This is a genomic window from Sodalis sp. RH21, from assembly GCF_047324175.1.
GTDB lineage: Bacteria > Pseudomonadota > Gammaproteobacteria > Enterobacterales > Enterobacteriaceae > Acerihabitans.
Genome location: NZ_CP178732.1, coordinates 5,573,499 through 5,596,123, shown reverse-complemented (window position 1 = coordinate 5,596,123; position 22,625 = coordinate 5,573,499). Strand labels below are relative to the sequence as shown.

Below are 22,625 nucleotides of genomic sequence, written 5' to 3'. Positions count from 1 at the left end.
TTATTTACCACCTAATAAATATTTAAAGTACACCAGCGCGGTACTTTCGGAGTAATCGCCAAAGGTATCGTAGCCCACCTGGCCCCCTACCGACATATTGGTATTAATCTTGTAGCTGCCGTTGGCATGGACATTATAACTTACGCCATTCTCATTGCGGGCATCGTAATAAGCCGTAGCGCCGTAACCGTTGGCGATAAGCTGCTCAAGTTGCGTTTGCAAATTTTTATCGCCGGGGTAGTACGCGCTTTTATCCTGGGAATAGGATTGATAGCCCACCGAGCCGCCCAAGGTTAAATCCCAATCGGCGTATTTTTGGGTGTATTCAAGGGGCAGCGAGAAACTGACGTAATTCTGCGGGCTGAAATAACCCCCCTGGCCGTAACTGAAGTAGCTCAGGTTTTTATCGTAATTCATATACGTGATATTCACGCCGGTTTTAACTTCATCGCCGTTGACCCGGTAGGGCCGCACGTAGAACCCGACGGAAGAGGTGATGCCGGTATTGCTGGGCACGTTCTCGCCCAAATAGTTATAAGCGCCGATACCCGCGTACAGCCCGGCGTCGCCATTGTCATAGGAGTATTGCGCGCTGCCGCCGTTTTTGGTCACCTGGCCCCATCTTTTACCGGTGTATTTATCCTCGGTACCGACGTAGGCCAGCAGGCTGTCGGTCACGGCGCGGCGCTCGGCGATCAGCTGTAATTTACTGAAGCTGGTCAGGCTGGGAGACCATTCCAGGCCGCCCACCAGCGAGCTTAAATCCTCGCCCAGTGGCGTGGTGCCGATATCCGCTTTATAGCTGTCGCCACTGAGCGCCACGTTGACTTCCGCCCCCGACGCGCGCTGCGAGCCGGACGGATTGGCGATATAATTATCGGGAACCACGCTGGTAATTTGGCTGCCGGCGGTACAGGCCGTGGCGATATCGGCGCTGGAGCTGGAATTACAGTTGGTGTTATACAGCGTGGCCGCTTCGCTTTGAATTTCGCTCAGGGTTTTCGTTTTATACGCATCTATCTGCGCATCGGTAAACAGCCGCTCGCCGGTTTCGGCGTTCACCGAGGTACGCAGTACCTCAAGGGCCTTGCTCACGGTATTTTGGGCCGCCAGGGCGTTTTGCAACGCGCCGGTGCCAAAGCGGTTATTCGCGGTGCCGGACGTGGTGCCGGCATCCAGGGATACCGGCGTTACCGTCAGCTTCAGGCGGGAACTGTCGAATGGCACGCCGGAAAACGAAACCGGCGCCTTGATTTCCGTCAGGTTGCTCAGCCCGCTTTCGCCATCACGGCTGCGCATGCTGATATCGCCCCGCGCCCAGGTCGCGGTCCTGCCCTGGATGTCATCAAGCATGGCATTTATTTGCGTCAGCTCGCGGCTTTCCGGGGTTTCGGCGGCGGCCATGGCCGGCGACATGCCGGTCAGCGGCAACGGCGCCACATTGTCCGATTGCTGCCACGGCAGCACCGTGCCGTAACTGGATGCGGTACGCGGCGTGGCGGCGCCGCTGCGTTGATTAACGAAGGGATTGTCGGCCATTTGCAGGCCGCCGATCGCCGGGGGCGCGCCGGCGGCGGCTGAGTTCAGGCCAAGGACCCGGCCTTTGGCGGAGCGCAGCAGGGCCAGGGCCTGATCGTGATCGCCCGATGCTTCCGCGATGCGGGCTTCCAGCACCAGGCGATCCACCGACCTGGGACCTTGCATGCCGGCCACCAGCTGCTTGGCCCGGCCGACATCGCCCTGCGCCAGGGCGGCGCTGGCGGCGCCTTCACGCGCGCCTTCGTTTTGCGGCTCGCGCGTCAGCACATAGTTATAGACCCGCGCCGCCTGATCGTTCATTTTGCCGGACTGATATAAACGCGCCATGGCCAGCATTAAATCGACATTCTGCGGGTCGCTTTGCATGGCGGCAATCAGCTTGTCATACGCCGCGCCGTACTGGCCCCGTTCCCGCAGCTCGTCGGCCTGATTAATCACCGAGCCCTGGCGTATCCGGCTCAGCTCGTCCGGGGTGGTGCTGGCTAAAATGCGCGGATCGTTCATCCAGGCTTCCGCCTCGGCGGTCAGGCCCGCCTGGTTGAGTACGCCTACCTGGGCGGCATAATCGCCCGCATTGCCGTTGACGCCGGTACGCATATTATTGCGCACCAGGGAAACCGCGGTAGCGGTATCGCCCAGGACCATCAGATTGCGGGCCAAATTGCCGACATCGGCCGGGGCGGCCGGCGGGGATTGCGCCAGACCGCGCAGGGTGTTGAGCGCGGCGGTGCGGTTGCCCTGCTGCATATAGCGCTCGGCGCTGGCCATTTGCTCGTTAAAACCGACCCGGGCGGCCAAATCGCGCATAGCGCGGTTGCGGCGGTTCTCGGGAATAGATGACAGCAGTTGCGATGCGACGGCCCAGCGCTGGGTTTCGCTGGCGAACAGGGCGGCGGCATAGATATTATCCGCCGGCGCGCCGCGCTGCCCGGCTGCGGCCATCATGGCCTGCGCCTGGGCGCCGTTGCCCTGCTTTTGTAGAATGCGCGCCATATCCAGCCGCACCCAGATATTGGCGGGCTGTTTTTCCAACGCCTGCTGTAATAAATTCAGCGCCCGCTGCGGGTCGTTGGCCTGCACCGCCGCCGCGGCCTGGCGGCGCAACGGGTCTACATTCACCGCGGCGCCGGCCGCCGCGATCTGCGGACGTTTATCCGCTGGAATGGTAGCCAGGACCTGCTGCGCCTCGACGGTTTTATTGGCCTGGTGCAGGGTATAATACAGTCCCAGTTTGGTATCGGTATTGCCGGCATCCTGGGACAAGGCGGTGCGATAGATTTGCTCCGCGCCGGCCAGGTCGCCGCGCCGGCGCAGCACGTCGGCGCGGAATAACGCGGCGGAAATGCCTTTATTGCCTTCGGCCTGCGTCAGCGGTTCACTGAGGGCCAGCGCCTGATTTAAATCCCCGGCCGACACCGCGCCTTTGGCTTTATTCAATTCGCCGTAAAAATGCGCGTCTTTGGCCAAGGCGGCCCATTGGGCGCTGTTTGGACCGCCCTGTTTCACCGCCTGGTTAAGATAGTTCTCCGCCGCGCTGAAATCGCTGCCGCGCATCGCGATATAACCCAGGCCCGCCAACGCGTCGCCATCATTGGGGTTGGTGGTCAATACCGCCTCGAACCGGCCGCGCGCCGCCGCCAGATCGCCGCTGTTAAGGGCGCTATAGCCCTGGCCTTTCTCAGCGCCTCCCACCGCTTGCTGGAAATGTTCCAACACCGCGCTATCGCTGGGATGGCGCTGCATATAATTGTCGAACGCCGCTTTATCTTCGGGCTGGGGCACCATCCAGATCAACGCCTGGCGCAGGGCGTTATCCGCCCCTTTATTATTGGTCGCCAGCGGCGCCAGCAGGCCGATCCCTTCGCGGCGGGTGGTTTCGTCATAAGTCAGGATGCGGCCCAGCGCTAATTGGACGGCTTTATCGGTTGGCTGCTGGCCAAGGCGGTTGCGTAAGCCGGTAATGGCTTCCTGGCGCGAAGCCGGAACACCGGCCAGGGTTTCGTAATATTCCACCGCCAGGCTGTCCAGCGGCTGGCTGCCCTGGAACAGGGTACGGTAGCTTTCAATGGCGCGCGCGGTATTACCCTGCGCCGCCAGTTGCCGGGCATTGGCTAACTGGGTGGGGGAGATGGTTTGCAGTACGCTGGCGCTGTCGAGGTTTTGCAAACGCGCATCGTTGGGGGCGGCTTTGACAAAACGCTGGCGCCATTTCTGGGCTTCGGCCTTTTGGCCGCCGCGCAATGAATAAAGCGACAGCAGGTAAAGAGCGTCGGCATTGTTTTCATCCACCGCCAGAATTTTCTGTAACGACTCTTGGGCCAGATCGTTATGGGCTTTTTCATGCCAATAGGCCGCCTGTTGCAGCAAGGCGTTGATGGCCGGGCTATTATCCGCTGCCTGGGCCATGGCGGAAAATAAACACAGGCCCGCCAGGCCGGCTACATACAGCGTTTTTAACTCTTTTTTTAGTTGCCGTTTCATTTTCTCTTACCCATAGGACCCACTCAGGTATGACATCAGGTGAATATCGTTATTTATTGGCACTATTGGCCAGGCGCTTGGCCGCATGTCGCGCCAGCAGGACATAACTACAGCTGCCTATCAATGCCGCGAACAGCAGGCCGCATAAAGACAGCAAAATAATATGCTGGTTGGCGTACCAAATGATCAGCATGTACCACGGCATTTCGCCCCGGTGGAATTGGGTACCGACAACAAAGCTTTTTACGCCATTTTCGCTGTTGATTACCGCAATATCGCCGCGTATTCCGGCATTGATCGCCGGTAGTTGCAAATCGCTATTTAAATGTTCCAACTGATCGCTGCTGGTCGCCGTGGCCATCACCACCACCCGGTTGCTGGCCCAGGGAGAACTAAAACTCAGGAAACCGCGCCAGGCGTCGGTAGACGCCAGATACCGGTCGGCCTCGATGCCCTGGCGGAAAAACCGGCCCGACAAATAGCCCTTGAGCCGATCGGCCAGGGTCTGCTCTTTTACCGTCAGCAGGCCGTTGCGCATTTCATAAGGCGACCCCGCCAGCAGATCCTGCACCAGCTCATTTTGTTTCAGCGAGGCGAAAACGAGGATATCTTTCGCGCCCAGCTCCGCGGCGGCGCCGTCATGCAGGCCAAGACGCACTTCCACATGGTTAAGCGGAATTCCGGTGGCATTGCCGGCGCGGGCGGCCATGGCCAGCAGCGTGGCGATTTCACCCGCCTCGGGGTTGGCGGGTAACAATATCAGCGTTTCTGAAAAATCGGCCAGCCGGCTGAACGGAAAGGCCGCGCCGACATAATAGGAAAGGTTTGGCAACAGCGTAAAATGATGCGTCTTGCTCAAATCGATATAAGAATCGGGATCGATGCGGCTTTTGATATTATTGCTGGTCAGCAGGCTGCAAGGGGCGTCTGCTTTGGGCTTGAGGGCGAAATAAAATTCCATCTGATTGTCGCCATAAATCAAATAGGGCGCCAATTGCAGATTGAACGTTTCCTGGCGGGTATCGCCGCCCAGCCTGCGCCAGGCGGTTTCCACCAGGCCGTGTTTGTTCACCGACAAGCTTTGCAGGAACGTGCCGTTAAGCGTAATGCTCAGCTGCGACAGGTCTTCATCAATCCAGGTTTCGGTCGGGAAGCGGTAATCAATCTTCACCGGTATGGAATCGCCGTCCCACATAAACAGATCCGGCGCGGCGCGAAAGCCGATACGGATGCCGTCGTGATACAGGCCGTTGGCGGTCAATGATTCCTGATTCGGCGCCAGATCCTTTAAATACACCGGCTTGGTGGTATCAATCCAGCGCGGGGCATCATAGGGCTGCCGGGTGGGAATGGGCTGGTTTTGCACCGCGATGACATCCTGCTTGGGCGGTAGCGGCGACGAGATAAGCCGGTAGGCGGCCTGGCGCAGCTCATTGCCGTTGCGTCCGACCACCAGCAGCAGTTTATAGACCGGATTGAGCGGGTTATCGATCATTTTGAGCGTCGGACCGCTGACGTCCGGCAGGATGATGTCGGCTATTTTATCCCCCGGCTCGCCGAACAGAACGCCGTTTTGGGTCGGTAATTCATCCAGATGCACCGGGATATCAACATTACGATAGTTGGAGAGCAGGCCGAAATAAGAAGCCAGCAGGCTGGCGGCCTCCACCGCGTCGGATTTGACCTTTTGGCCGAAGATAAACGCCACCGACGAGCCTTTCATGGACAGCGGGTCGTAAAACGGCCGCGGGAAATGGCTTAAGTCGCGGCCGATATCCAGGATTTGACTGCTCAACTGCAAGCGGCTGGTGGGCAGGATGGTTACCCAGTATTTGTCCGACAGCTCCCGCTCGCATTGCAGGGTATTTTCGTCGCTGACGCTAAAACTCAAGTTATTATTGCTGACGATCATCGCCGCCGGGATATCCAGTTCGTAAACATTATTGGCGGCGTTAGCCTGGTTTAATGCCACATTGCCCAATTCCTGGCCGTTGAGCATCAGGCGCAGGCTGGTATCGCGCGCGGCCAGCGCGGGGGAGACTTTTAGCTCCAGATAGAGCCGGGCGGTGGTCGCCACCTGATCCTGGGGCAGGGTGAACACGATGCCCGACTGCAACTGGCCGCCGCTCAGGGTCAGGCCGTTCGGCTGGCCCATACTGGCGACGCTGATGGCATCATCGCTCAGGGGCGTGATTTGCGCCAATTGGTTTTCTACGCTTTGTGCCGCGGGCGCGTTATTCTGCGGGGCCACCCTGACCACCGGCGGCGGGAAATCTATCGGCAGGCCGTCGGCGGGCGGCGTATTGGCGTCGCCATCCGCGGCCTGGGCTGCGCCGGCCGCCGGCGCGGCGGGAGCGGCGTTGGGATCGGATTGCAAAGAGGAGGTGTCATTGTCCTGCGCACTCGCCCCGGGCTGCACCGGCAATGGCGGTAAATGATAAACCGGCGCGGGAGCATCGGCGGCGAATGCCGTCCCCAAGCTGCCCAGCACCGCAACCAGCACAAAAAAATCGACAATCTTCCTGATACGAAATGGCATTCGATTATTTCCGAGTGATCTTATTATGCTTCACCAGGCCCCACGGACTTGGCATTCTTTCTTTTCTGGCCACGTTCTTTCCAGGTATTGTAAAACAGCTCGAAGACACAACGGACGATGCTGGCAAAAGAGTGCAGCGGCCGATCTTTCGGATAAGGGGGGACGATCCAGGCATCCGCCCTGGCTAATACGACGCGCACCAGTTCGCGGCGTTTTTCCAGCGGCATATCTTCAAACATCAGGCGAATCACATTGGCATCGGCGCCAATGACGCTGACCGGGATGCAGACCGCCCCCGATTGCAGGCGTAATTCGACTTCTTCTATCTGGTCGCGCAGGTAGCGATCGTCCGGGGTGACCAGCTTCATACCGCCCATCGACAAATCCAGGGTTTCCGTACGGGCCGAAATGCCGCTGGCGAAATGAATGATCGCCGGAATTTTCACATCGATACGGATCGTTTTACGGATTTGGCGCGTCTCTTTGGCCACCGCAATCGCCGCGAGCAAAATGATGACGCTCAGGGACGCCCAAACGATATTGAACAGGATAACGTGCGGGTCCACGTTGAAATAATCATGCATGATGGCCCGCACTACCCCGGCCGCAATGCCTATGCCCAGCAATACCGCCACGATCAGGTGGGGCTTGACGATATGGAAATCGAAGAAACCCACGTCCAGCAGGCCGCCTTTATCCGTCACGTTGAATTTGCCGTGTTTAGGGGAAACCAGGGTCAGCAGGGTCGGGATAATCAAATGGAAAGCCATGACCGTTTCGTAAATTTCTCCCCAGAAGGTATAGCGGAAACGGCCATTCATGCGGGAGTTTATGTAGATCGCCAAAAACAGGTGCGGCAGCACATAGGCAAAAATGGTGCTCGCCGACGAGGCGATGACATTTTGGTTAAACAGAAGATAGGCCAGGGGCGCGGTCAGGAACACTACGCGCGGCAACCCGTATTGGAAGTGCAGCATGGCATTGAGATAACACAGGCGCTGCTGCCACTTCAGGCCGCCGCCGAACAAGGGATTATCCATGCGGAATATCTGGGTCATGCCGCGCGCCCAGCGGGTTCGCTGTATCACATGCAGGCCCAGGCGTTCGGTGGCCAGGCCCGCCGCCAGCGGAACGGACAAGAACGCGGAGTTCCAGCCCAGCCGCTGGAGTTTGAGGGCAGTATGGGCGTCTTCGGTGACGGTTTCCACCGCGAAACCGCCAATTTGCTCCAGGGCGCTGCGGCGGATGACCGCGCAGGAACCGCAAAAGAAAGTGGCGTTCCAGTTGTCATTACCTTGCTGCACCGGGCCATAGAACAGCGCGCCCTCGTTGGGGATATCGCGCGCCGCCGACAGATTGCGCTCAAACGGGTCCGGTGAATAAAAGTAGTGGGGGGTTTGGATCAGCGCCAGGCGGTCGTCGATTAAAAAACTGCCCACTGTCGCCTGCAGAAAAGCGCGGGTGGCCACGTGATCGCAGTCGAATACGCAGATATATTCGCCTTTCGTCACGGTCATCGCATGATTCAGGTTGCCGGCTTTGGCATGTTTATTATCGTTACGGGTGATATAACCCACCCCGGCGTCGGCGGCGAATACCGCGAATTCGCTGCGTTTGCCGTCGTCAAGGATATAAATTTTCATCTTATCGCGCGGGTAATCGATGCACTGCGCCGCCAGTACCGTGTCGCGCACCACGTCAAGGCTTTCGTTATAGGAGGGTACATAGACATCCACCGTCGGCCAGGTGGCGGGGTCCTCGGGCATCGGTTCGATTTTGCGTTTCAACGGCCAGGTGGTTTGCAGATAACCCAGCACCAGAATGGTCCAGGCATACAACTCGGCAGCAAATAAGCCGATACCCAGTATCGCCTCGATCACGGAATTAAAATGCAGCGTTTCGGTGGCGCGCCAGTAGATATAGCGGGTAGACATCAAAAAAGACATTACCACCATGATAACGCTGATTAAATGGCTCTTACTCACGCCGAGCAGCAATATCAATCCAATGCTGAACAGACCGAATATATACTGCTTATCGCTATCCATCGGGGTGATGACGATCACCGCGGCGACCGGCAGCAACGCTAGCAAAAGTATTGAGAATATAAGCTTATTCATGCCTGGCCCCGGACTTTTTTATTTGATGCCGTGATTCGGCACGGCATAAAACTCGCCGTCACCCACTTTCACCCCGATAATAGCGGCGACCTTTTTACTGATAAGCTCAATATCAAATGCAGCGGCGGATACCGGGCTGAATTCAATGATCGATCGCTGCGAGGCGTTGGCTTCGGGCACGCACTCATCCCGGTGGATAGCGCCCAGCAACCGATCGCCCAGCCGTTGTTCGAAAAACTGGGATACGTCCCGGCTTAAATTGCGGCGCATATCGCTTTGATTAACTACATAATACTCGCCAAATTTACTATTCATCGGCGACCCGAGGAATTTGTGGTTTTCCATCTGCGGCAGCAACGAGAGGGACGCGGTATCCGCGAGCATGACGACAATATGCAGGTCGGCAATGGCCCGCATGGCTTTTAATGCCGGTACCGGGCCGGGAGGAAAATCGGCGATGACCACCAGACCTGGATAATTAAGTACCGTATTGAGCCCGCGCTGCAAAAAATGCGGATCGTGGCTGATGGCGTTTTCAAACGCCAGACGCTGGTCTTCTTCCACCTCGCCGTAGGGCAGGACAAACAGGTTGGCATCAGCTTTGAGGATAAATTGGCTCCAGTCCACGGCGGTGGTGGCCTGCGCCACATAACCCCGCGTATCTGAAATCGGTACGCCAAAATGTAAACGCAGGGCATTTTGCACATCAAAATCGATGACCAGCACTTTGCTGCCGCTGCGGGCCAGGGCATAGGCAAGATTGGCGCTGATCGTCGTTTTACCCACGCCGCCCTTTGGTGAACAGACACAAACTAACGGCATAAAGCGATATTCTCTAAAAGAAGTGAAAGGGGCATATCACGTGCCGGCAGAGTGCCGGTCTGGGATGGGGATTTCCGGTTAAATAATTTATTAAAGCGCATGTTATCGGCCGCCCGGGCGGGCTCTTCTGCCGGGGCCGTGGCATGGAACAATACGGTGGGCCGGGGGCGTACCGGTGACTGGACGGGGGCCGCCGCGGGTTGGCTATGGCCAACGGCGTCAAACAAAGACGCCGGGGACGCGGTACGGGCCGGTTCCGTTACCGCGGCCGGTTGCCGCGTAAACTGATTCTCCAGCGCGTTGAGAAATGCCGCGCCGCCCGGGGCCTCGCCTAGGATATGGACTGCGCTGCCGCCTGGCCGGGCAGACTGGGGAGCGGGGGGCAAGGCTTTACTGAGTGCGCTCATCAAAGGCGAGGCGAATGACTCATCCTGCACCGGCGCCGACGTTAGCGGGCGGGATGGGGCATTTAGCGCGCCGGTATCCCTGGCGCCGTTGGAAAACGGTTGCGCGGGCTCCGGGTGGCCGAGGGGCGAGGCGGTGAATTCCCGCGCGGAAACCGGGCTTGGCGTAGGTTGGGTAGAACGGCCCTGATCCAGCGGATGAAAAGGTTCATCGGCGGTGGCGACCTGTTTGATGATAGCCCAGTTTTGAGAAGCCTTATTAGGATTGCTTTCGGCTATTTCTTTATAATCAATGGCTTCCATATTTAGCTTTTCTTTAAAACGCTTAATATCATCATAATTATTCATTCTCAACCTCACACAGTAAATTCGCACGGCACCCCTTGGGACGCCTTTCCTGCCTTAGGATATCAGCGCTCGCGGGCTATCATAGCCTTGTTATTAGGTATTGATATTGGCTCAGCGAGAAGAGCTGGGGATCATAAAGACAACCTAATACAAGTTTCATTTTTTTACAAAATTAAATCAAAAGAAACACATTGGTTGGCAATAAACCGCCCCCCCTTCCTGACTGAGGCAGGCTAAGGAAAATTGTCTTAATTAATGAAGCGAAAGGCATCCTATGAATATAGGGCATTGCCAATGAAAGATGTCATTATCCTCCCGGCACGTCATAATGTTGTGCAGCCATCGAAAACTTCTAAAGAAAAAGTAATGTTTGTTGTAAATAAACGATGGCAAAGAGGCAATGCAAAATAAGTGGGTAAACGCCTATTGTGATTTGCCTGCATTTTACACAGCTCTTCGTTCGGTTGCCAGCGCTGTTGACGCCGAAAATGCATTACCGCATCGCTATCGGCGGGGACGGTTGTGAGACGGCGACTTTTTTTGCCAGCGGAATATTCATATGGATAATGCCAACTTTCCCCAGGCGCGCCACATATAAGCAGGCATTATCCGAAATGCCTGTTTTAAAGAACAAAAGCCGTGATGAGATAGTATATATTAGTAGGTATCATTTCGCTGGGCGACTGCGGGGAGCCTGCGGCGGCGCAAAAAAAGAACGCATTGGAGAACAGTTTGCGGATCAGACGTTCATTAACGATTAAACAGATGGCTACCGTGTCAGGGGTGGCACTGGTCACTATTAGCATTTTTATCGTGATCCAGCTGTTCCATTTTGTACAGCAACGCCGCGAAGATTACGCCCAACAACTGCAAAATATCGCCATGTCGGTTCGCCTGCCCCTGTCCAGCGCGGTATTGAAAGCGGATGTGGCCCAGGCCGAGCGCATTCTCAATACCCTCAAGCCGGTGGGCATATTGAGCCGGGCGGACGTGGTGCTGCCCAATGATTTCCAGGTGTTGCATGCGGATTTCCCGCCGGAGCGCCCGGTGCCCCCGCTGATCGAACGCCTGTTCAGACTGCCGGTGGAGATCACGGTGCCGCTATATGCCTTGCCGCGGCCATCCCACCCGCGCGCCCTGGCCTCGCTGGTGCTGCAGGCCGATTCTTATCGTTTGTACCAGTTTATCGTCAGCGCTTTTTCCACCATGATGTCCACCTATCTGCTGCTGGCGCTGGTCATGACGGTGGCGATAACCTGGTGCATGAATCGCCTGATGGTGCATCCCCTGCGCGAGATTGCCCGCGAACTGGAAACGCTCTCGCCCCAGGATACGCCCCGGCACCAGCTGTCGCTGCCGAATATGCATCGTGACGATGAGCTAGGGGTATTGGTGCGCAGTTATAACCGCAACCAGCAGGCGATGGCGGACATGTTCGAGGATCTCAGCCGCCTGTCCACGCGCCATGCCGAGACCGCCCTGCCGAATAAGAACCTGTTTACCGCCATGCTGGACTCGCAAATGGTCATGCAGCCGGAACCGCGGCATTTCGGCCTGCTGGTGATCGGCATCGAGACCTTGCAGGAAGCGACCGGCATACTGACCGAGGCGCAGCGGGGGATCTTGCTGATGACCTTAATCCGCCAGCTCAAGCGGCATATGAATGACAACCGCGTTCTCGGTCAACTGAACCATAACGAATTCGCTATTTTCGACAAAGGAATCAGCAACGCTTATGAATGCATGCAGTTGGCGCAAAGCATCATAAAAAGCATCAACGCGCCGCTGGCCATAGGCAACCTGTCGCTGCGCCCTGCCGCCAGCATCGGCATTGCCCTCAGGCAGCGTAAAGAAGAGTCCGCGCATCAGTTCCTGCGCCGCGCTACCTCCGCCATGATGTCGGCCCACGACAATGGTAAAAACCAGATCCTGTTCTTCGAGCCAAAGCTGACGGACATGGCTCATCGCCGCTTGACCCTGGAAAGCACTATTCTGGAAGGGATCGAACAGGGACGCTGCGCGCTGTTTTTCCAGCCCCAGTTGGATATCCGCAACCATCAGCTGATCGGCGCCGAAGTGTTGCTGCGCTGGCGGCAGGATGACGGCAGCTACTCCCTGCCGTCCGACTTTATCACCGGTGCGGAAGAGATCGGCGCCATGGTGCCGCTGGGCAATTGGGTGCTGGAGGCGTCATGCCGGGTGCTGGCCCAATGGGAAAAGCGCGGTATCCATATTCCGCTGGCGGTAAATATCTCCGCCAAGCAGCTCCAGGGCTCCCATTTGGTTCCTTTGCTTAAGACGCTGCTCGAACGTTATGACATCGGGGCGGCCCAACTGGTGCTGGAAATCACCGAAACCGCGCGCATCAGCGAATTCGAATACTCGCTGGACCTGCTGCGCCAATTACACGATCTGGGCATTTTAATCGCGCTGGATGACTTCGGCATGGGCTACGCCAGCCTGTATTACCTGGATCGGCTGCGCAACCTGCCGATTGACCTGTTAAAAATCGACCGGAGTTTTATCGAAGGGCTGCCGGAGGATTTGGTAATGCTGCGCATCGTCAGCGCCATTGCCCAGGTATTGGACCTGCCGGTGATTGCCGAAGGCGTGGAAACCGAGGCGCAGTTGCAATGTCTGCTGGAGCATAAAATCAACTGGGGACAGGGTTATCTGTTCGCCGAACCGCTGCCGCAAAGTGAATTCGAACAGCGTTTTTTACACCTCGCCGCCGTTTAGCGCCTGGTTAATCCCCCGTAGTTGCCGATCTATCCCCTTTCTTTACTTTCATAACCCTTTACTGAAGCGTTTCAATTCTTATTTTCTTTTTCTGCTTACCGACAACGCCCATGGGGTGGTGTATTGCTATTGCTGAATATTTAAATGCTTATCAAATCATTAATAATCGTATTACAAAATCACCTCAATTAATCCCTTACAACTCACAACAAGGTTGGCGGTATGAAATTCAACCCCTTTAAAAGCCTCTATCTACAGGTGCTGGTAGCTATTGCGGCAGGTATTTTATTAGGCCATTTCTACCCCGAGCTCGGTGCGCAAATGAAACCCCTGGGTGACGGATTTGTTAAGTTGATAAAAATGATCATCGCCCCGGTGATTTTCTGCACCGTGGTGACGGGTATCGCGGGCATGGAAAGCCTGAAAGAAGTGGGACGCACCGGGGCGGTGGCGCTGCTCTACTTTGAGATTGTCAGCACCGTGGCGCTGATTATCGGTTTGATTATCGTCAATGTCGTGCAGCCGGGGGCCGGAATGAATATCGATCCGGCCACCCTGGACGCGAAAGCGGTGGCGGTGTATGCCCAGCAGGCCGAACAGCAGGGGCTGATCGCCTTCCTGATGGATATTATTCCGGCGAGCGTCATTGGCGCCTTCGCCAGCGGTAATATCCTCCAGGTGCTGCTGTTCGCGGTGTTGTTCGGTTTTGCCCTGCATCGCCTGGGGGAAAGAGGACAGGTGATTTTTAACGTCATCGACAGCTTCGCCAAAGTCATTTTCGGCATCATTAATATGATCATGCGGCTGGCGCCGATCGGCGCCTTCGGCGCCATGGCCTTTACCATCGGTAAATACGGACTGGGTTCGCTGGTGCAATTAGGGCAGCTTATCGCCTGCTTCTATCTGACCTGCATCCTGTTCGTGGTGGTGGTGCTGGGCACGATCGCCCGGGTCACCGGGTTCAATATTTTCCGTTTTATCAATTATATCAAAGAAGAGTTATTGATTGTGCTCGGCACATCGTCCTCCGAGTCGGCGCTGCCGCGTATGCTGGATAAGATGGAGCGCGTGGGCTGCGAAAAATCGGTGGTGGGCCTGGTCATTCCCACCGGCTACTCGTTTAATCTGGACGGCACGTCGATTTACCTGACGATGGCGGCCGTGTTTATCGCCCAGGCCACCAACAGCCATATGGATATTATCCATCAGGTCACTCTGCTGGTGGTGCTGCTGCTGTCAAGCAAAGGGGCGGCGGGCGTAACCGGCAGCGGCTTTATCGTGTTGGCCGCCACCCTCTCGGCGGTGGGCCATTTGCCGGTGGCCGGCCTGGCGTTAATCCTGGGGATCGACCGCTTTATGTCCGAAGCCCGCGCGCTGACCAATCTGGTGGGTAACGGCGTGGCGACCATCGTCGTCGCCAAATGGTGCGATCAGCTCGATGAAGAACAAATGAACAAGGTGCTCAAACCCGCCAAAGCCGCCGCCAGGCCGCTGTAACGCCTCGCTGTTTTTCTAACCCGTTTGCCGGCCATGGCGTGGTTATATGGCCGGCAAATCGCCAATAATCCCATTATTGTGTTGTTTATAAGCAGCCGGGTACTATTTTCTGCCGTGCGGTGACATCCGTAAAGGTCTGCGGTCTAACAACATGGTACACTTTGCGACACGCTTTTTTCCGACGGGAAAAGTACTAATCGATGGAACGCACGGTAAACCGTCTGAGTGAGATTCACATATTTTAATGGGTAGTTATTGAGTAGGGGTTCACATGCAGGGCACCGGAATTCGTCTTTTCATGAGTGTAGTGTTACTGGCGACGGTGGGTGGCAATGTTCAGGCAGAAGCATTACAACCCGATCCCGCCTGGCAACAGGGTAAACTCAGTAATGGCTTCTCCTGGCAAGTATTGACAACACCGCAACGGCCGAACGACCGTATCGAATTACGTCTGATGGTAAATACCGGCTCGCTGGCGGAAAACGCGCAGCAGACCGGTTTTGCGCGCCTGCTTCCGCGCCTGGCGTTGACGCATAGCGAAAACTTCTCCAGCGCGCAGCTGAAATCATTATGGCAGCAGGGTGTCGATAACGAGCGCCCGCAGCCGCCGGCGGTGATTTCTTATGATTACACCCTTTATAGCCTGAGCCTGCCCAACGGCCGCCCCGAATTGTTAAAAGAAGCGCTGAAGTGGATGATGAACACCGGCGGCCATTTGACCATCACCCCTTCCACGCTGCATGCGGCGCTGCAAGGGGCGGACCCGGTGGCGACCTACCCGGCCAATTCCCGCAGCGACTGGTGGCATTACCGGCTTAAAGGATCGGTATTGCTCGCTCACGACCCCAGCCAGCAGGCGAAACCGCCGATCAACGGCCAGCTGTTGCAGCAATTCTACCAGCGGTGGTATACCCCTGACGCCATGACGCTGTATGTGGTCGGCAACGTGGATAGCCGCAACATCAATGAGCTGATCGTCAAAACGTTCTCCACGCTCAAGGGCAAACGCGACACGCCTTCCACCCTGCCGACGCTGTCGCCGCTATTGGCCCAGCCGGTCAGCCTGATGAGCGAGGGGGAGAAAGAAGACAGCCTTAAATTGGTCTGGGATACCCCCTGGCAGCCCATTCGCGATTCCCGCGCCCTTGACCATTACTGGCGCAGCGATCTGGCCCGCGAGGCGCTATTCCTGCACGTGCAGCAGGCGATGAAAGACAGCAACCTGAAGCAAACCAACCTGCGCTTTGATTGCAACGTGCATTACCAGCGCGCCCAGTGCGCCGTTCATATGGATACACCGGCGGAGAACCTGATGCCGGCGATGACCTTTGTCTCCCATGAATTGGCGAACCTGCGCAATAACGGCTTGAGCAAGTCGGAATTCGATGCGCTGATGGCGCGCAAGACCGGCGAACTCGGCACGCTGTTCGCCACCTATGCCCGCACCGATACCGCTGTCCTGATGAGCCAGCGCTTGCGCTCGCAGCAAAACGATGTGGTGGATATCGCGCCGGAACAGTATCAAAAACTGCGTAATGAATTCCTGACCAAACTGACGCTGGATATGCTTAACCAGGAGCTGCGCACGCAGTTATCGCAAAACGCCACGCTGGTGCTGATGCAACCCAAGGGCGAGCCGGAAATCAATATGAAAGGATTGCAGGAAACCTACGAGCATATTATGGCGCCCGGGCCGCAGCCGGCCGCAGTTGACGAAAGCAAGCCCGAAGTCACGGATATTCCCCCGCAGTCATAATATGCAAAAGCCGCGTTAATCTTAACGCGGCTTTGTTTTTTTCCGGGCGGCGCAAACTCAGCGGGGCATGGCTTCGCTCGGAATGATGGCGCCGCGGTATTGGATTACCGTGCTGGCGGTAAGGTGCCCGCACTTGGCCGCGGCGGCGGCATCGCCGCCGGTCAGGCGCACGGCCAGGTAACCGGCGCTGAAGGAGTCGCCCGCGGCGGTGGTATCCACCACTTTTTCCTTCGGCAGTTTAATCGCCGGCACGTCCAGCAATTCTCCCTCTTTGGTCGTGACCAGGCAGGATTCGGCGCCACGCTTGATGACGATTTCCTGTACGCCCCAGCCGCGGGTGCGTTTGATCACCTCGTCCACCGGCAGTTTATCCCACAGCATGTCTTCGTCATCCAGCGTCAGAAACGCGATATCCGTATTGGACAGGATATCCCGGTAAGCGTCGCGGGTTTCTTCTTTGCTCTGCCACAGGCGCGGGCGATAATTATTGTCAAAAATCACCTTGCCGCCGTTGGCCCGGCAGGTTTTCAGCAGGGTAAGCAGGCGCTTGCGGCTTTCGACGCTGAGGATGGCGATGCTGATGCCGCTTAAATAAATATAGTCAAAGCCGGACAGTTGCTGGCAGATGCGCTCGGAGTCCTCGCTTTCCAGCCAATAACGGGCGGCGGCTTCGTTGCGCCAGTAGTAGAATGTGCGCTCGCCGCTGTCATCGGTCTCGATATAGTATAAGCCGGGCAAACGGTTATCCATGCGCTGGATCAGGTCGGTTTTCACCCCTTCCCGCTGCCAGGCGCTCATCATGTCCTCGCTAAAACTATCGGTGCCCAAAGCGGTAACATAATGCACGTTCAGGGCATCCGGTTTGACCAGCCGCGCAATATAAACCGAGGTGTTCAGCGTATCGCCGCCAAAACCGCGTTTAACGTCCGTGCCTTTTTGGGACAGTTCAATCATGCATTCGCCGATTACGGCAATGTTTTTGGTTGTCATTAACTGCGGGCCTGTATAAGTAAGGTGAATAAAAACGTGTTGATGCATCTAGTCTCAACAGAATGGCAGTTTCAGTCAATAGCACTGAAACGATGTTTTAATTTTTCATGACTTGGATCGTATTGCGTTGGCGCCGGCCAAGGCGGCGTTTTGCAGGTGCAAAATGGCTAACGCTATAGTAATTCGGTATTTTTTTAGCCGGCTTACCGGAATTATCCGGGATCAGGTCGCCAATCCTCAACTATGATTAATGGAATAAGGCCGTTTGATGAGGAATGTAATCACATGACCCGGACCAAAAAGGTGATTTTAGGGATTGTAATTTTTTTGCTGGTAGTAGTGGCTGCCGTCATTATTTTTATCGCTACCTTTGATCTCAATCGCCTGAAACCCACGATCAACAACAAAGTGTCGGCCGAGCTGCACCGGCCCTTCGCCATTAATGGCGACCTGGGCGTGCAGTGGTCGCGCCAGCGGGATGAAGCGGGCTGGCGCGCCTGGGTGCCCTGGCCGCATCTGCATGCGGAAGATGTGGTGCTGGGCAATCCACCCGAGGTGCCCGGCGATTATACCGCCCGGTTAAAACGGGTGGAGGCCAGCATTTCGCCGCTGGCACTGCTGCATAAAGAAATCTATCTGCCCCGCATTACCCTGGTCGCTCCTGATGCGGCGTTAAAGCGGCTGGCCGATGGCAAAAATAACTGGACCTTTAATCTGGCCAATAGCGATCAACCGCAGCAGGATACGCCTCCTTCGGCGTGGTCGTTTAAAGTGGACGATATCGCGTTCGATCAAGGCAAAATCGATTTCCTTGATCCGATAACCAAGGCCGATATTCATTTAACCCTAAGTCCGCTGGGCAAGCCTATCCCTTATGCGGAGCTGGCCGGCGAGAGCACGGCGGATAAGAGCGACAGCGCCGGTACGAAAGCGCGGTCGGACACCAAAGGCAACGCCGCCACGGCGAAGGCCGATAACAAAAACGGCACCGCTACGGCGGCGAAGCAGGACGGCAAAGACAACGCCGCTGCCAAGGCGAAGGCGGATAACAAAAACGACACCGCTACGGCGGCGAAGCCGGACGGCAAAAATAACGCCGCTGCCAAGGCGAAGGCCGATAACGACGGACAGACCGCGGCGAAGGGCGCCGACGATAAGACCGCGCCAGGAACGGCGCCTGCCGCTGATAAAGGGACAACGGCGGACAATGCCCCTGCGGCGGCCAGTAAAAAAACCGACGATTATATTTTCGGCTGGAAGGTCAGCGGCAAATATAATAATGAACCCCTTAGCGGCGACGGTAAAATTGGCGGCATGCTGGCCTTACGCAGCGCCAATCAGCCTTTCCCGCTACAGGCGGACGTCCGCTCCGGCGCGACCCGGGTTGTAATCCAGGGCACGCTCGAAGATCCGATGAATCTGGGCGGGTTGAATCTGCGGCTGAAATTATCCGGTGATAACCTCGGCGATCTGCATGGCTTGACCGGGGTGGTTCTGCCGGATTCGCCGCCCTATTCCACTGATGGTCATCTGGTTGCCCATTTTCAGGGTAAAGAGGGCGGCCGCTATCGTTATGAGAAATTCAACGGCAAGATCGGGGCCAGCGATATCCACGGTACGTTGGAATTTTTGCAGGGTAAGCCCCGGCCGTCCCTCACCGGCGAGGTGGTGTCGAACCAGTTGCGCTTTGCGGATTTAGGGCCGTTGATCGGCGCTGACAGCGGTACGCAAAAAGGCAAGGAAAAGGCCAAGACCCAGTCGGTGCAACCGGCGGATAAAGTTCTGCCTTATGATAAATTCGACACCGCCAAATGGGATACCATGGACGCCGATGTTAAATTCACCGGCAAACGTATTGAGCATGGTAAGAACCTGCCGCTTAGCGATCTGTATACCCATGTCAAGCTGGATAATGGCGTATTGCTGCTCGATCCCCTGCGGTTTGGGCTGGCGCGCGGTAATCTGAATTCCACTATTAAACTGGAGGGCGATAAGACGCCGATGCGCGGCCGCGCGGATTTGCATGCGCGCGGGTTGCAATTGAAGGCGTTGTTCCCCGATGTGGAGGCGATGCGCAGCAGTATGGGGCAGTTGAACGGCGACGCGCAGTTTACCGGGACCGGGAATTCCGTGGCGGCGCTGTTGGGCAGCAGTAATGGGGATGTGCGTATTTTGATGAATAATGGGGTGATTAGCCGCAATTTGATGGAGATTGCCGGGCTGAATGTCGGTAATTATGTGGTGGGCAAGTTGTTTGGCGACGATCAGGTGCAGATTAATTGCGCGGCGGCGGATCTTGGGGTGCGTAATGGTTTGGCGACGCCCCGGCTGTTTGTGTTCGATACCGAGAATGCCGTGATTAAGATTGATGGGACCACTAATTTTTCCACCGAGCGTTTGGATTTGTCGATTAATCCGTCGAGTAAAGGCGTGCGTATCGTTACGCTGCGTTCGCCTTTGTATGTGCGCGGTACCTTTAAGCATCCCGATGCCGGCGTGAAGCCCGGGCCGCTGATTGCCCGCGGCGCGGCGGCGGTGGCTCTGGGGGCGGTGCTCGCCCCGGCGGCGGCGTTGCTGGCGTTGATTTCGCCCAGCGGCGGCGAGGAGAATCAGTGTGGGCCGATTTTGCAGGAAATGAAAAACAACAAATAAGGGCGGTTTCCCTTTAACATAACTCGCTGCGGGTTCAGGTGTCGGCGGGCCTACCGCGCCAAGGGGTACTCCGGCGGCCAGGAAAACCATGGCCGCTTCGACCCCTACGGCACGGTCTCCCTTTAACATGGCCCGCTGCGGGTTCAGGTGTCGGCGGGCCTACCGCGCCAAGGGGTACTCCGGCGGCCAGGAAAACCATGGCCGCTTCGACCCCTACGGCACGGTCTCCCTTTAACATGGCCCGCTGCGGGTTCAGGTGTCGGCGGGCCTACCGCGCCAAGGGGTACTCCGGCGGCCAGGAAAACCATGGCCGCTTCGACCCCTACGGCACGGTTTCCCTTTAACATAACTCGCCGCGGGTTCGGGTGTCGGCGGGCCTACCGGGTATTACAATTGGCGCAGGATGGCGCAGGTGTGGTCCTGGATTTCCTCGATGGACGCCCGGTTCATGCGCAGCAGGTTGCGTTTGCTGGCCAGCAGGGCGAAGGCGCCGTCGGCCAGGGGTACCACTGCCAGTCCGTAGTGGCCCATTTTATCCGCGGCATCAGGTACTTCCTGCGCCAGGTTTAAAAACGGGCTGTGCGCCGCCAGTTCGTCGGCGGTGATGCGTTTGGCGAGATAGAGATGGCCCATGATCGGCGCGGTCAGGGGATGCCAGGTAGTCAGAATGGCGGGGGCTTCCGCGTCCAACTGCCGGCGCACATCGGGGCGCAGGCAGGAGATATGGATATGGAGCTGGTTTTGCGTGCGTCCCGAGACCGAGTTAACGGTTAAGGCGAGGGCGCTGTCCGGTATCGACGCGCCGCGTTTTTCGGCCAGGTAGCGTCGCGCCTGCCAGGCGTCAGCGAAAAAATTAGGGGTGCCGGCTTCCAGTACGCGCGGGCTTTCAATGCCGGTTATCTTTGCCACCGGCATCAATAGATACTGTAACGGGCCGTTCAAATCTTTTAATACCACATAACCCGCGGCCAGGTTGACTTCGCTGCAAGGGGCCGGCTGTCCGTGCTGTTGCTGGTTCGGCACGCATTTCTGGCTGACGATCTTCCAAAGCGTTTCGGGATTGCCGCCGGGCTGCCGGCCGTAATAAATAGCGGTACCGAGAGCCGCCAGCGCGATCGCCAGTATTATCAGGGTGTATCGGTTGCGGCGCCAATTGATCATGGTTTTTTACTCCGGGCAGTTATATAAAAACGGACCGCCCCCAGGGGAGTACGGCCCGTTTTTGTTAGCCGAACCGGCATGATAAACCGTTTGCCGGCCGGGTTGCCCGCATTTTTACAAGGATTGGTGCCGGGTTTCGTGGGTGGCCAAAAGGGCCAGCAGTGTCAGGGTCGCCATCGAGGCCAGATAAATGCCCACGTAGAACAACCCATAATTGACGGTGAGCCAGGCAGCGATATAAGGGGCGACCGAGGCGCCGATAATCGAGGCGACGTTATAGGAGAACGACGCGCCGGTATAACGTACTTCGGTAGGAAACAGTTCGGGAAGCAGGGCGCCCATGGGGCCGAAGGTCAGCCCCATCACGATAAAGCCGCAGAGCAGGAAGGCCATGACCAGCCAGGTGTTTCCCGACCCGAGCATCGACGGAAAGATCAGCGCAAATACAATGATCAGCAAAGTAATGACAATCATGGTTTTGCGGCGGCCGAATTTATCGGCCAATTGACCGGAAACCGGCACCAGCAAACCAAAACCGATCACGCCGACCATCAGCATCAGCAAGAAATCGTTACGGGAAAAGCCCAGGCCCAAGGGTTTTGGCGCGGTGCCAAACGTCAATGAGTAAACGGTCATGATATAAAACAGCGTATAGGTGGCCACCATGATGAAGGTGCCGAGAATGGTCACTTTCAGGTGCTTGCGAAACAGCGTGCCGATGGGCATGCGAACCTGCGCTTTGGCGAGGGCTATTTTCGCGAATACCGGCGTTTCGTGCAGCGATACCCGGACATATAGCCCGATCAATACCAATACCGCCGATAAAATAAAGGGCACGCGCCAGCCCCAACTGAGGAATTGTTCGTCGGTCAGCAGCCAGGACAGCAGCAAAAACATGCCGTTGGCGAAGAAGAAGCCGATCGGCGCGCCCAGTTGCGGGAAGGAGCCGTAGAGCGCGCGTTTATGCGCCGGGGCATTTTCCGTTGCCAGCAGCGCCGCGCCGCCCCATTCCCCGCCCAGCCCGAGACCCTGGCCAAAACGCGCCAGCGCCAGCAGTATTGGCGCCATGATGCCGATGGTTTGGTAACCCGGCAGCAGGCCAATCAGAACGGTGGAGATGCCCATGGTCAGCAGCGAAGCCACCAGGGTCACTTTACGGCCCACCCGATCGCCGAAATGGCCAAATAGCGCCGAGCCGATGGGGCGCGCGATAAACGCAATGGCGAAGGTCGCCAGCGATTGCAGCGTGGCGGCGGTGGGATCGCCCTGGGGAAAGAAAATATGGGGAAAAACAATTACGGCCGCGGTGGCATAGATATAGAAATCGAAGAATTCGATAGCTGTGCCGATGAGCGACGCCACAATCACTTTTCCCCGGGAATTTATCGGGACGGATTGCGCGTTGGATTCGATGGTTGGTGCGATGGAGGCTGGCATTATATTTCTTATTGATCAATTTCGTAAAAGAAAGGCATCTTAGACATAGAAAAATGCATTTTCAATGACGTAATTTTGAGCGAAAGTCCCTTCCAGGAACCAGAAAGCAGATTATTCGTCCCGGTCCCTGAATGGCAGTG

Annotated in this window: 12 protein-coding genes; 4 read left to right on the top strand and 8 right to left on the bottom strand. The window is 56.8% G+C overall.

Going from position 1 to position 22,625, the window contains the following annotated elements; genetic code table 11:
- From ACL2XP_RS25775 to ACL2XP_RS25755, 5 genes are read right to left on the bottom strand one after another with little or no spacing between them, the layout of a single operon-like run.
- The gene (locus ACL2XP_RS25775) at positions 1–4,020 is read right to left on the bottom strand and encodes a cellulose synthase subunit BcsC-related outer membrane protein (protein WP_413736273.1); all 4,020 of its coding nucleotides are present in this window, start codon (positions 4,018–4,020) and stop codon (positions 1–3) included.
- Positions 4,021–4,069: 49 nt separating this feature from the next.
- Positions 4,070–6,559, bottom strand: a complete 2,490-nt coding sequence (gene bcsB / locus ACL2XP_RS25770) for a cellulose biosynthesis cyclic di-GMP-binding regulatory protein BcsB (protein ID WP_413736272.1) — start codon at positions 6,557–6,559, stop codon at positions 4,070–4,072.
- Between the two features lie 23 nt (positions 6,560–6,582).
- Positions 6,583–8,679 carry a UDP-forming cellulose synthase catalytic subunit gene (gene bcsA / locus ACL2XP_RS25765; RefSeq protein WP_413736271.1) on the bottom strand — a complete coding sequence of 699 codons (2,097 nt, stop codon included), beginning with the start codon at positions 8,677–8,679 and terminating at the stop codon, positions 6,583–6,585.
- An 18-nt stretch (positions 8,680–8,697) separates the two neighbouring features.
- Positions 8,698–9,501: a cellulose biosynthesis protein BcsQ gene (gene bcsQ, locus ACL2XP_RS25760; RefSeq protein ID WP_413736270.1), complete on the bottom strand. Its 804-nt coding sequence runs from the start codon at positions 9,499–9,501 to the stop codon at positions 8,698–8,700.
- On the bottom strand, positions 9,492–10,253 hold the full coding sequence (locus ACL2XP_RS25755) for a hypothetical protein (RefSeq protein WP_413736269.1): 762 nt from the start codon (positions 10,251–10,253) through the stop codon (positions 9,492–9,494). Before ACL2XP_RS25755 ends, bcsQ begins: the two co-directional genes overlap by 10 nt.
- A gap of 732 nt (positions 10,254–10,985) precedes the next feature.
- On the opposite strand from ACL2XP_RS25755, the gene hmsP reads away from it, so the two are divergent.
- From hmsP to ACL2XP_RS25740, 3 genes are all read left to right on the top strand, one after another.
- The gene (hmsP, locus tag ACL2XP_RS25750; RefSeq protein WP_413736268.1) at positions 10,986–12,992 is read left to right on the top strand and encodes a biofilm formation regulator HmsP; all 2,007 of its coding nucleotides are present in this window, start codon (positions 10,986–10,988) and stop codon (positions 12,990–12,992) included.
- A 222-nt stretch (positions 12,993–13,214) separates the two neighbouring features.
- A complete protein-coding gene (locus ACL2XP_RS25745) occupies positions 13,215–14,489 on the top strand; it encodes a dicarboxylate/amino acid:cation symporter (RefSeq protein WP_413736267.1) in 1,275 nt (424 codons plus the stop codon).
- 271 nt (positions 14,490–14,760) lie between these two features.
- Positions 14,761–16,245, top strand: coding sequence for a M16 family metallopeptidase (locus tag ACL2XP_RS25740; RefSeq protein WP_413736266.1), 1,485 nt, complete (start codon positions 14,761–14,763; stop codon positions 16,243–16,245).
- Positions 16,246–16,302: 57 nt separating this feature from the next.
- Here ACL2XP_RS25740 and ACL2XP_RS25735 read toward each other — a convergent pair whose 3' ends face one another.
- The gene (locus tag ACL2XP_RS25735; RefSeq protein ID WP_413736265.1) at positions 16,303–17,235 is read right to left on the bottom strand and encodes a sugar kinase; all 933 of its coding nucleotides are present in this window, start codon (positions 17,233–17,235) and stop codon (positions 16,303–16,305) included.
- A 285-nt stretch (positions 17,236–17,520) separates the two neighbouring features.
- On the opposite strand from ACL2XP_RS25735, the gene ACL2XP_RS25730 reads away from it, so the two are divergent.
- Positions 17,521–19,887 (top strand): AsmA family protein, encoded by a 2,367-nt coding sequence (locus tag ACL2XP_RS25730; RefSeq protein WP_413736264.1) that lies wholly within the window; start codon positions 17,521–17,523, stop codon positions 19,885–19,887.
- 387 nt (positions 19,888–20,274) lie between these two features.
- Here the strand turns inward: ACL2XP_RS25730 and ACL2XP_RS25725 are convergent, their stop codons facing one another.
- Together ACL2XP_RS25725 and ACL2XP_RS25720 are read right to left on the bottom strand one after the other, a co-directional pair.
- Positions 20,275–21,048, bottom strand: coding sequence for a CDP-diacylglycerol diphosphatase (locus ACL2XP_RS25725; RefSeq protein ID WP_413736263.1), 774 nt, complete (start codon positions 21,046–21,048; stop codon positions 20,275–20,277).
- A gap of 114 nt (positions 21,049–21,162) precedes the next feature.
- A complete protein-coding gene (locus ACL2XP_RS25720) occupies positions 21,163–22,485 on the bottom strand; it encodes an MFS transporter (protein WP_413736262.1) in 1,323 nt (440 codons plus the stop codon).
- Positions 22,486–22,625 lie beyond the last annotated feature (140 nt).